Genomic DNA, 11,910 nt, shown 5'->3' with positions numbered 1-11,910 from the left:
GCAAAGACCAAAACGCCGAGTTAATTATCGGCAGTCCCTTAGTGCCGCGTCACGCAGCTTCATCGGGTAACCGTCGGCGGCACGGCCGAGCAAGGTGATGATGGACTGCCAGTCGACTACTTCGTCGGAAAGGGCCACCCATCGAAGGTGCAGCGATTATCCGGTCCACACGAGTTCCGCGTCCTTTTCGGTGACGCCGCCGGAGACGGTGATGTCGGTTCGGCCGGTCGCTGTTGTCCACTGACGGGGTTCGATGATGTCGGTGGTCCATCGGTAGGTGACCTGTGCCTGGCCAGGGCTGGTCGTGTGGACCGTGACGGCTCCATCCGCGGCGAGGTCGAGGCGAACTTCTGGGTAGCGGGTGATGGTCCACCGAACGCTGTCGATGAACGGTTGATAGTCGGTCGGGGTGTAGTCGAATGGACAGCTCAGCGGGGTGTCGACCTGTGGGTCGAACGAGGCGATGGCGGCGCAGGCATCGAGCTGGGCTCGGACTTGCCGGGTGATCTCGTTGACGGCATCGGGTTGGACGGTGACCGGCACCGTAATGGTTTGCATGTCGCCGGCGGCGCTGGCGATGATCTGGATCGGACTGGCCACGTACAACGGGTCAGCGGGCGCGGTCACGGTGTACCGGCCCGGCGGCGCCCACACGCCAACGCTGGCCGGGAGCCGGTCGGGGACGGCGGTGGGAACCTGAGCACCGGCAAGCTGAACGCTCGAGAAGTGCTGGCTGCGAATATCGAGATGCTGCCCGGGCGGGTCAACGATCTGCCAGGGACGTAGTAGCCCGGTGCCGCGTTCCAGCGTGATGATTGCGGTCTGCGGGGTGCCGGCGATCTGGTAGGAGATGGCGACGGTGGCCCGGTTTTGGCGGAGTCCGCCGGTGGTGGTGACGCTGTTGATGTGCAGGTCGGTTGGTGGTTCGTACCCGCTGGCCAGCGCGCCTGGCTGGCAGAGCGGGTTGAGTCCGCACGGTCCGAGGTCGGCCAGACGGCTGGCGTCGCGGTCGGCCAGGGCGGCGAACAGGTCGCGCACCGGAGTGTCTGGTTGGTAGATGAGGTCTTCGACGGTCAGTGCCCGCGCGGCGGCGCCGACCAACCCGATGGTCACGATCCCGGCGACAAGGATGCGGATACGTAGCTGCCGGCGACCGGCAGCGAGCCGGGCCATGGTCGCGGCGGCCACGGCGTCCGGGTCTGGTTCATTCGGGTCGCCGACGCTGTCGAGCACGATCACCGGCTGGTCGGACCCGTCACCGAGCTGCAGCTCGCCGTTCTTTATGGGTGGGTCCGGTCGAGCAGCGTTGATGATCTCCGTGCTTTCAGGGGCGGCCGGCCGCGAGTCGTGTCGGGTGTGGCAGCGCGGGCAGTAGCCGGTGACGGGTTGGCTGGTGGCGTGGCAGCGCGGGCACCGCGCGACGGTGGTCGTCATGGCGGGGTCTCGTGGCTGGTGGGCGGGTTCACGGCGCGGATGATCCACCATGTGGCAATCGCGGCGGCGTACCCGACGGCGAGGATGGCGCCGGCATCGGCGACGGCGAGCAGTAGCGCCGCTGGTGCGATGGGCACGGCGAACAGAAGGCGGGCAACGATGGTGGTGGTGAGTAACCCGACGACGGCGCCTGCGTAGAGCAGCGCGCCGATAGGTAGCGCGAGGGTGGCGGGTAATGCCAGTGAAGTCGCGTCGCCAGTGGCATGGATGACCATGAGGGCGGTGGCGCCGAGGGCGAGCGGGATGAGCGGTGGGCGGAGCCGGTCCAGCCATCGCCAGGGTGGTGGCGGGTCGCGGCGGGTTGCGAGCCCGGCGGCTGCCGCACCGACGGCGACCGGAAGGACGGGTAGCACCGTCCAGGCCAGGATTGTATTGATCGGAAGGTGCCCGACGGCGGTGATGATGGTGGCGATGGCGAGGACCGTGGCGCCAGCGGCGGCGGCTGCGGCCGGTAGCAGGATGGGTAGTCGCCACCGGCTCCCGGCGGTGCTTGGCAGCGCGCCGGGCGCGAGCCAGGGCATCAGTAGTGCGATGGTGATGACGGCGATGGTTATGTGGACTGCGGCGCTGGCCAGCAGGCCCCACGGCGCGAACTGGATCGTGCCGTTGCCGGTGGTGTTCGTGTTGGTGTCAGCGAGGAACAATACGGTCATCGCTCCTGCGGTCGCTGCGGCACCGACTGCCACGGCGACGTCGCGTCCGTCCGGCATCTGCATCGGCTGAGCCACGGTCTGGGTCTCGGTGGGGCGGGCGACCGCACCGCGGGCGGCGGCGTGGTGCGGCTCGTCGACGACCGTGGGTTTTGCGGGTAGTCGCTGTGCCAGGGCCTCTACCGCGCCGGGCAGCAGAGCGCCGGCTCCCACGCAGCACACCTGCAGGGGTGAGTCGGTGGGCAGGTCGGCGGCGGTGATCGTCCGGTGGGCGGTGTCGGCGGCCCGCGCGAGCACCAGTCCGGCCGTGTCGGCCAGTATCGGGCGGGTGAGGCTGACCGCAGGAAGCGGGTGCGGTAGCGAGACGACCACGCTGGTGTGGTGAGCGAGGGCTTCCTTTGCGGTCCGCGCCTGGTCGAGGTCGGCGTACCAGGACACCTCGTCGGGTGATTCGCCGCCTGTGGTCTGGTCGGCAGGTGCCGCAGCGCGGGCTCGGGCGGTCACCGCGTCGAGAACTGCCAGGTCCACGGCCATGCCACCGGCGTCGGGTTCTTCAATGGTGGACAGGATGTCGAAGCCGCCCGGCCGGCGGCGAAGGACCGTCGCGGTGGTGCCGGCACCCAGGTCGCACACCAGGATCGGACTGTCAGCGACCGGTGCGTGGGCTAGGAGGTGCCAGGCGACCGCGACCGGAGCGGGAACGAGTTGCGCGTTGGGCAGGCCGGCGGTGTGGGCTGCTCGGCGCAGCAGATCACGCCGGTGCGGTCCCCATCCGGCTGGCACGGTGAGCATGACCTCGTCGACCGGCCCGCCGGAGTGAGTGGCAGCTTCGGTGGCGACCCGGCGCAGCGTTGCCGCGATGAGGTCCACGACAGGAACAACATCGGTGTCGGCGTCGATCGTCGGCAGGTGGGCGAGCCGGGCCGGTGCGGGCACGAACCGCTGTGGGTGCTCGCTTGCTCGCCGCCAGGCGGCCAGACCGACGACGAGGTCACCGCCCGGCTCGATGAGCACCGCGCTGGGCAGCGTCAGGGCGCCGTCAAATCGAAGGGGTGTCGGGTCGCGGCCGGGCAGGGCGATGACGGCTTTGGTCGCCGCCGCCCCGTAATCCAGCCCCAATCGGACAACTGACACGATCGTCATCATCAATGCCAACAACAGATGATCGCAACCCCGTGCTGGCGGACGATCACCGTCCGTACAGGTTGGTGCCGCCACCATGAGCGAGCCGGAGGCTGACGGCTGCGGCGATGAGGTGTGACGATGACGGGCATGGATACCGCACTGTGTCCGCTCCTGGTGGTTCGCTCATGCGTTGCCGATACGCCGGTGTGGTGGTGACCGGTGCGGTGGATGCGGGTGCTCCGGCGGGCCTCTTGGCTGCTGGCACTGGCCGCCGGAGTACCGGCCATGCTCGTCACGTTGCACACCATGGTCACGGTGCCCGGCGGCTGGAACGCGGTGTTGTCCGGCGCGGTGTCGTGGGCCAGCGCACCGGTCCTGCTCAACCTCGCGGCTGTGCTCGGCTGGCTGTTATGGGCTTGGGCACTTTATGAAGTGGGGGCCGCTGCGGTCGACCGGATGCGACTGCTACGCCGGACACGGCCTGCGTTGCCGCCGCGCGCGCAGAGCCGAGTGGCCGCGCTGACCGGCACGGCGGTCCTGCTGCTGGACGCGATCACCCGATTCACCTCAGGCGCTGGCTCCCCCGCAACACCGACGGCCGTGACCACGGTCGATACCGGCCTCGCGGGACAGTCCATAGGCGACAACGCCGCGCGACTACCGCAGGATTCGGTCTCGCCCAGCGTGGTGGACGAGTCACTTGATACGGATGGACAGTCAGCGGGTGTCGAGGTTCGCGGCGGCTGGCTGCCCACCTCCACCGCCACCGCCATCGCCGCCGCGGCAGCCGGACTCTGGCTGGCTCGCCGCCGCCGCTACGTCCCCCGCACGCCAGGCGCCCGCTACGCCGACGAGCCGTTCACCCTGCCCGCCGGAGTGCTCGCAGTGCGTCGGGCTGTCCACGCCGCCGCGACCGACGACGACGCGGCACCGTGGGCGGTATTGGCCAGCGCACCGGTCGTGGCTACTGCTGGAGCGACCCCGCATGGGCCGCTGCTCCTAGCAGACCTGCCACGCGACGGGCTGGGCCTGGTCGGTCCGGGCGCCGCAGCAGCAGCCCGAGCCGCCCTGGTCGCGGCAACCGCCGCCCGGTGGCCGGTGGCCGGCGTCGCCAACGACCTGACCGCACTGCTCGGCGGCTCAGCCGCCACGAATGTTGCCGACCTGCTCACCGCCATCGTCGCCCCCGACCTGGCGACCGCCCTAACCTTGGCGGCCTCCCGTGCTGCCATCGGTCCCCTGTTGCTGCTGGCCACGTCTCCCCCGCCCGGCCCGACCGCCGACCGACTCACGACGCTGGTCGCACGCGCCGGCCTGACAGCAGTGCTGCTCGGCGGATGGCCCGCCGGGACCACCTGGCATGTTGACACCGACGGGACCACTCGCACCCATCCTGTGGGCGCTGCGCCGGTGGCGCGGCTCGGCGTACTCGACCCCGCCACCACCGGCGACATTCTGGCCACTCTCGCCGCCGCCCACGACCGACCCGCCAACGGACAAGCAGGCGTTGGCCGACCAGCGTCGGCGCCCAACTCCCTCACGTCCGATAACGTCATCCCACATGAGAGGGACGGTGCGAGCCGGTTGCTGCGGCTGCAGGTCCTCGGCCGTCCCTCACTGCAGCGGTCATACCCGGACGGCAGCTGGGGTGAGGTTCACCTTGGGCGGGCCGCAGCCCGGCAGATCCTGGTCTATCTGGCCGCCCATCGTGACGGCGCCACCACCGATCAGCTCAAGGAGGTCCTCTGGCCCGATGTGGCGTCGAGCTCAGCCCGCAACCGGTTCAACACCACCATCTCCCATCTGCGCCTGGCCCTCGCCGACGCTGCCGGTGGCACGGTCTTGCAGCACACCATCGACCAGGCAACGCCCGGTGAGACTCGGCACTGGCTCGATCCCGACCACATCCACGTCGACCTGTGGCAGTTTCAGGACGCCTGGGCGCGGGCCGGCACCGCCATCGATCCGCACACGTGCCGGCAAGCCTTGATTGACGCGGTCGACGCGTATCACGGCGAGTTGGCCGAGGCGTGCCGATACGAGTGGGCCGAACCGCTGCGCGAGGAACTGCTCGCACGCGCCGTTGACGCCTACGCCCACCTGGCCGACCTCGAATTTGACCACGATGCCGCCCTGCGGCTGCTCCAGCAAGCCATCCGCTACTCGCCGCACGCCGAGCACCTTTACCAGCAGGCCATGAAGCGGCACGCCGCAGCTGGCAACCCCGACGGCGTGCGTCGCGCCTTGGCCACCCTCGCCGCACGCCTCGGCGACGTCCACCAGCAGCCTGACCCGACCACCATCGCGCTGGCCGACACACTCCTGGCCAAGCTCGCAGAGCGTCGATAGCGACGCCAGCCCTCGCTGGTTCGGGCAATCCCGACCACGCATGCACAGGGATCGGTGCGGCTCGTTAGGTCCGGCGCAGTTCTCCCGCGCATCGACCGCGCACCGGTGAGCTGCGTTGTTAGCGCCGTGTGAGTTTGCGTTAGCGGCTGTGAGCACCGCATTCGGCGTATCCCGCCGGGGACGGTCGTAGCGTCCTTTACATCGCATGCCGACAGCCGCTTCACCGGCCACTGACCATGAGCGGCCACATCCGGATGTCGATCAAGTTGCTCCGCAGACAAGAGGACCGCGATGACTCGTCCGCGTACAGCACAACGAACAACGTCACGTACGGCTATTCAGCCGTACACGGTCGAGCAAATCCATTCCTGTCCCGCTCCGTCGGGTCCGGGCAGCCCACTCGCGCGCAGCACACCATGAGTCGCCACGGCCTGAAACGTACTGTCGGGCTGGGGCGCCGGTTAGGCAAAGCCGCTCCTGTGTTCGGGTGGGTCCCGATGCTCATCGGATGGCCGGCGTTCGCGCTGAGCACCTACCGATGGCTACCCGCACCGGCCGGCTGGTACCGGCACCTGCTCACCGATGGGCTCAGCGAGCCACGCACCGTCCTGCAGACCGCCACTGGCATCGGCTGGCTACTGTGGATCTACCTAGTCTGTGAGCTGGCCGGCGCCGCCCGACAAGCGACACGGCCACGCACCCCTTTGCGCCGATGGCGGCCACCCGCTCGCCGCCACTACACCGCTACCGCCATCGCGAGCGGCGCTGTCCTGCTCACCGACACCCTGCTACAAACCGGCAGCGCCGCAGCAACTCCCCCGACTGCGACCACGGCCTCTCCGCAGCACCATCACGACTCCGCCGCCGCCATTAGTAGGCCGGTAAAACCTGCAGCCCACACAGTCGCGGGCCGGGCCAGACGCGGTGCCTACTCAAGCGTTCCCGTGTGGGCGGAGCACGCATCCGGCATCCACCATGTGGTCAAGGGCGACAACTTGTGGAACATCGCGCGGGACAAGCTCGGCAATCCGCAGCGGTGGCGCGAGATCTACGTCCTCAACCGTGGCAAGCCGCAAAACAACGGGTACGCACTGCATGACCCGGACGAAATTCACATTGGCTGGGTGCTCATCCTGCCCGAACGGCGCCCAGCCGGGTCCGGTGCATCAAGGGCCGAGCACGGTGATCAGGCACCGGCCAGGCCCCAACCATCAGCGCCACCCGAATCCGGCGCGACAACCCCATCGACACCGACCCTGCCCACCGCGCCACCGAGCACACCGCCAGCGAGCACCGCGCCGAGTTCCACTCCGACCACCAGCACTGACGTGACCACCTCCCCGCACCCCGGCGCCCCCACCGGGCAGGGCACGCAGCACAGCAGGTCACCCAACGGCGTGGCCCTGCCGTCGCAAGGATGGGTCAGCCTCGGCCTAGCCACCGCCATCGCCGCCATCGCCGTTCTGCTGCGGCTGCAACGCCGCCGCCGCGCCCGACTCGGCCTCCCGGTCCCGCTGCACACCGGTCCCACCGCGGCGCCGGTGCCTGACTCGTTGCGTCCTGCCGATGCCGCCGGCAACCGGGTACTCACCGTCCGCTCCGATGGCCCACTGCCCGGCCTCGTGCCCGAACCGCCGAGCGTGCCCGCGCCGATCGGCGTCGACCAGCATGGCGACGAGATCAGCCTGTTCGAGGTCCCCGGCCGCGCGGTCGTCCTCGACGGTGACGGCGCGCCCGCTGCCGCGCGGGCGATTGCCGCCGCCGTCCTCACCACCGGTGTTGCCGATCACTCCCTCACGCGGCCGGTCCTGGTCACCACGGCCGAGCTACTTGCCAGGCTGCTGCCCGACGGCGCCAGCGCGCACGGGTTGGACCCGCACCACGACACCTTCGACGGCGAACGCCTCATCGTCGTGGCCGACGGCGCTAACGCGGTGACCCACCTGGAAACCGAGATGATCCACCGGCGACGGCTGCTCGACGACATGGGCGTCGACTCAGCCGACGAGCTGAACACCCACACCGACCACGCTGAGCACCTGGCCCCCTATGTGCTGCTCATCCCCGCCGAACAGCATCACACCGCGCGGATCCTCGCCGTCGCCTCCCACCGGCAGGCACTGGACCTCCACCCGGTCATCCTCGGCGCGCTACCTGACACACCGGACGTAACGCACCTACACATCGCCGTTGGGGGCGACGTCACCCTCGCCAACGGCACAGACGAGGCGGCCGGCAAGGGCCGGCTCGCAGTCCTGGCCGCACATGACCTGGCCGCCGTGCTCGCCATGGTCGCCGCCGTCGCGCCCCGGCCAGAGACCGGCAACGAACCCGCCAACACACCGGCCGCCGAGACGAGCGCGTCGGCGTACGAGGTCGACCTGACCGACATCCCCACCCGCAGCAGCGGGACGGCCACGCCGCCGCCAGCGCGGTTGAGCGTGCTCGGGCCGCCCGCGCTCGCCACCACCGAAGCGCCGATCACCAGCGGCGTGCGGCGCGGCTCCTTGGCAGTGCTCGCTGTCCTGGCCGCCCATCCCAAGGGCCGCACGTTCGAGGAACTGGCCGCCGACTTGCACCCCGATGCCGACACCGAGACCGGCATCAACCGCGTCCGCACCGACCTCAACGCCGTGCGCAGCCTGCTCCGGGACGCCACCGGCATCGAGGGCCGAGGCAAGTTCATCGTCCACGACAGCTCTGCTGGTCGGTACCGGATCGACCCTGAGCTGATCGAGGTCGACCTGTGGCGGATGCTGTCCGCCCTCGACCGAGCCAACAAGGCCGGCAACGACGAGACCTGCCTGGCCGCGCTGCACGAAGCGGTCGCCTGCTACCGGGGCGACTTCGCCGAAGGCCACGACCGCGCCTGGGTCATCGACTACGCCACCACCTACCGCCACCAGATCCTCAGCGCGTACGCGCGCATCGCCGAGATCCTCGAAATCGACCACCCCGACCAGGCCATCGCAGCCCTCGACACCGCGACCGAGCGCGATCCGGTCAACGAGGAGCTGTACCAGCGGGTCATGCGCATCCACGGTCGGCTCGGACGGCCCGACGCGGTCCGCCGCACGCTACGGCTGTTGGAAAACAGGCTCGCGGAACTCTGCGAAGCAGAACCGTCCGAAGCTACCCGCCGCATTGCCGCCCGGCAGATGACACCCACGCTGACCGGGCAGCGATGAGCACCCAACCAGCCAGGAGACTCGGCAACGGCCACGTCACGGATGGAGATGCCCAGGTGACCCGCATCGCCGCTCGACCGGACGCCAGCATTGACGCGACAGTTGCCATGCGAACGAACCGTCACCAGGTCCGGGTGGCGGAACGGGAACTCGCGCAACTACGCAGGTTCCAATGGGCCGTACGCGCCACCCTCGCCCTCGGCGTCGCCGCCTCCGTGTGCGCCAATGTCCTGCACGCTCAACACAACGTGATCGCGCAAATCATCGCCGCGTGGCCACCGCTCGCGCTCATGCTCTCCGTCGAGCTGATCTCCCGGATACCCGTGCACCGCCGCGCCCTGGCCGCACTGCGCATCTTCGCCACCGCCGTCATCGCCGGCATCGCCGCGTACGTCTCGTACTTCCACATGGCCGCCGTCGTCCTGCGCTACGGCGAGCAACAACCCAACCCCTACCTACTGCCCATCTCCGTAGACGGCCTGATCCTGGTCGCCTCCGTGTCGCTGGTCGAACTCGCCGGCCGCGTCCGCGCCATCCGCGAAGAACTGGCCGGCATCTTGCACAACGAAGACCCGACGGGCGAGGCACCGCCACACGCGCATCGGCAAGCCGAATCCGCCCTCGCACATTCGCACGTCAACGGCCACGTAACCACCGTGCCGTTGATGGAGGCGTTCGCCCCGATGCCACACCCGGCCTCTGCATCTGTGGATGCCTTGCCGCCGGACACGCCCGTAACCGCCCCACCGCGAGCGGCAGTGGGGCCGGTCGCAGTGGACCATGAGGAAAGCTCGGACGATGGCCCGGACCGTGGCGTCGATCCGGAGATCGCCGCGCTGTTGCCAGCGGCCCGCGCCGCCCGCGCCGCACTCCAGCGCGAGGGCCGAAGCCTCACCCGTGACTCGCTGGCCGCGCAGCTTCGCCAGAACGGGCACACGATCCGCACGAGCCGTGTCTCGGCCGTGCTGAACCACCTACGAAACGACGAGGCCGCGGCCAATGCCGGCCGCGTTCCTTCGCCGAGCGGACCACGACATTGACGACCGGCAGGCAGAGCCCGGCCGAACTACTATCTAAACCAAATAGGCCGTATAACTGGGTGTTTCACCGCTTCGCGCAGTGAGTGCGGACGGGACGCGGGTGTGGGTGCTACAACCACTGCGGGCACGCTGCGACAATCCGGAATTGGTTGTCTGCCGGCGCTGAGCTGCCGCGCCACGCCCGGATTGACTGTGGGACCTACCGTCGTCTCTGTGGAATTGTCGGAGGCGTTGGCCGCTCTCATCGGTGCCGTTATCGGTGGTGTAATTTCGCTGGTTACAACGGTTTACGTGCAGCGGTCGTCGGCAGCTGCGATGCTTCTCGCCGAACGTCGGAGCCAAGAGCGGGCCGCAACGGCTGCGATCCTCGACGCGTCGGCTGCTTTGATTCAGTTGGCGCGGTCCTCCGACCGAGACCGAGACGCCGAAAGCGCCAACAAGTTGATGATCTCGATAAAGACCCAGGACGTCGCCGACCTGGCCGTACGTACGAGACTTGAGGAATACCACAAGATCCTTAGCCTGGCCAACGGCGTGCATCAAATGACCGGGCGCGCGTCGACCTCCATCACATGGTCTGCCGCGAACCATGCGATTGAGATAATTGGCGCATACAGACGAGGCGAGAAGTTGCCACAGCCCCGTCCCGTTTGGACAGAGATGCTGACCGCTGCGGACGAGTGGCTGGACATCAATAATGGGTAACCCGACAGAACCCACGCGCCGGCCGTGACAGGCCCTATCCGCGCCGCGAGGTGCGGATAGTGACTAACCACGTCGCTTGGCTGAAATGATCTTCTTTCGGGCAGCTCGTGCGGATGACGGAGCATACAGTTTGGCGATAGTTGGGCAGGGAGTTTGGCGAATTAGTACAGCAGGAATCGTGGCCCTCGGCGGATGCTGCTTCCGTCGAGACCCCGTCGAGGCGTCGTCATGTCGGCGCCACATGTCCCGCTACCCGGTGGCCAACTCGGCACGCAGCCGCGTGCCCAGTTCGGCGGCCTGGTCACCGGTCCACGGGATTACCCCGTTCTCGGCCATCAGTGCGTGATACTGCTGCCGGTGATACGGGGTGCCCGGGGTCAGCGGCTGGATGTGCCAGTGCAGGTGGGCGTTGCCCTGTTGGCTGCCCAGCGATAGCAGGTAGGTCCGCTCGGACGGCACTACCGCCTCTACCGCTCGGGCGACCCGATAGACCAGAGCCTGTAGGCGCAGGTATGCCGCGGAGTCCAGGCCCCGCACCACATGCTCGATATGCGCGCGGGGCGCTACGAGCACATGACCGTACATCGTTGGGTATTTGCCGAGGAAGGCGACGTGTTCGTCGTCGTCGGCCACGATCTGTTCGTGGGCGTAGTCGGGTTCGTCAGCGAGGAACGCGCAGATGAAGCACCGCCCCGATCGGGATCGCTGCTCGTAGGTCACCAGGTCGAACGGCACCCTTTCCGGCTCCACGTCGCACCCCGCAAACGTCGACGAGACAAGTGGACGGCGATCCTACGCGAGCTCGAAGTCTGAAGAGGGCTTGTGCGTGGGCCAGCGACTCAGGATGTTTCCCCGTCGATCGCGCGAAGCGCGCTGACGAGCTGGGCCGCGTACTCCGCCGTGAGCCTGTACGCATCGTCCACGGCGACGATCGTGCCGCTGGCCGTCCGGTCGTTCGTGCCGCTGGCCGTCCGGTCGTTCCACCAGTCCCGCAGGAACCCCTCGGCGTATCCACCGGTGCAGAACCCGTACGGGTGATTGGCGAGGCTCGTCGCAATCATGATCAGATAGCAGGGGCGCCCGTAGTCGACCTGCCCGGCGGGAAGGTGGACGAAGTCCTCGTACGAGGTTGGCGTCCGCAGGTGTGAGTGGAGCCAGAACATCGCGTCGTACATCAGCCTTGAGTGCGGATCGGCATGCAGAGCGAAGTAGCCCTTGTCCCGCAGGATCCGCTCGCCCAGCCTCCGGACGAGCGTCTCGCCGTCCGCCAGGTTCGCGGCGTCCAAGGCGTCGCGCAGCACCGGGGACAGGCTTCCCTGCCGCACCCTGTCGAGGTCAGCCTCGAACATCTCGTGGCTG

Annotated in this window: 8 protein-coding genes; 4 read left to right on the top strand and 4 right to left on the bottom strand. The window is 68.6% G+C overall.

The window, feature by feature from the left end; translation table 11 throughout:
- Positions 1 to 156: 156 nt before the first annotated feature.
- Both ABD211_RS18465 and ABD211_RS18460 read right to left on the bottom strand, forming a co-directional pair.
- Entirely contained in the window at positions 157 to 1,239 is a 1,083-nt protein-coding gene (locus ABD211_RS18465) for a hypothetical protein (protein WP_344133041.1), read from the bottom strand.
- A gap of 191 nt (positions 1,240 to 1,430) precedes the next feature.
- Positions 1,431 to 3,278 carry an Hsp70 family protein gene (locus ABD211_RS18460; RefSeq protein ID WP_344133038.1) on the bottom strand — a complete coding sequence of 616 codons (1,848 nt, stop codon included), beginning with the start codon at positions 3,276 to 3,278 and terminating at the stop codon, positions 1,431 to 1,433.
- A gap of 276 nt (positions 3,279 to 3,554) precedes the next feature.
- On the opposite strand from ABD211_RS18460, the gene ABD211_RS18455 reads away from it, so the two are divergent.
- The 4 genes from ABD211_RS18455 (at position 3,555) to ABD211_RS18440 (ending at position 10,551) form a co-directional block, all read left to right on the top strand.
- Complete coding sequence (locus ABD211_RS18455) at positions 3,555 to 5,618, top strand: AfsR/SARP family transcriptional regulator (protein ID WP_344133036.1); 2,064 nt, start codon at positions 3,555 to 3,557, stop codon at positions 5,616 to 5,618.
- A 497-nt stretch (positions 5,619 to 6,115) separates the two neighbouring features.
- Entirely contained in the window at positions 6,116 to 8,806 is a 2,691-nt protein-coding gene (locus ABD211_RS18450) for an AfsR/SARP family transcriptional regulator (protein ID WP_344133034.1), read from the top strand.
- A 107-nt stretch (positions 8,807 to 8,913) separates the two neighbouring features.
- The gene (locus tag ABD211_RS18445) at positions 8,914 to 9,846 is read left to right on the top strand and encodes a DUF2637 domain-containing protein (protein ID WP_344133044.1); all 933 of its coding nucleotides are present in this window, start codon (positions 8,914 to 8,916) and stop codon (positions 9,844 to 9,846) included.
- A 213-nt stretch (positions 9,847 to 10,059) separates the two neighbouring features.
- A complete protein-coding gene (locus ABD211_RS18440; RefSeq protein ID WP_344133032.1) occupies positions 10,060 to 10,551 on the top strand; it encodes a hypothetical protein in 492 nt (163 codons plus the stop codon).
- Between the two features lie 249 nt (positions 10,552 to 10,800).
- Here the strand turns inward: ABD211_RS18440 and ABD211_RS18435 are convergent, their stop codons facing one another.
- Both ABD211_RS18435 and ABD211_RS18430 read right to left on the bottom strand, forming a co-directional pair.
- Complete coding sequence (locus tag ABD211_RS18435) at positions 10,801 to 11,286, bottom strand: HIT family protein (RefSeq protein WP_344133029.1); 486 nt, start codon at positions 11,284 to 11,286, stop codon at positions 10,801 to 10,803.
- A gap of 104 nt (positions 11,287 to 11,390) precedes the next feature.
- The coding region (locus ABD211_RS18430) for a hypothetical protein (protein ID WP_344133026.1) at positions 11,391 to 11,910 on the bottom strand (520 nt) is incomplete at its 5' end.

It is taken from the genome of Luedemannella flava (genome assembly GCF_039528515.1).
In the GTDB taxonomy this organism is placed as follows: Bacteria; Actinomycetota; Actinomycetes; order Mycobacteriales; family Micromonosporaceae; genus Luedemannella; species Luedemannella flava.
This window is presented reverse-complemented; position numbering and strand designations above follow the sequence as displayed.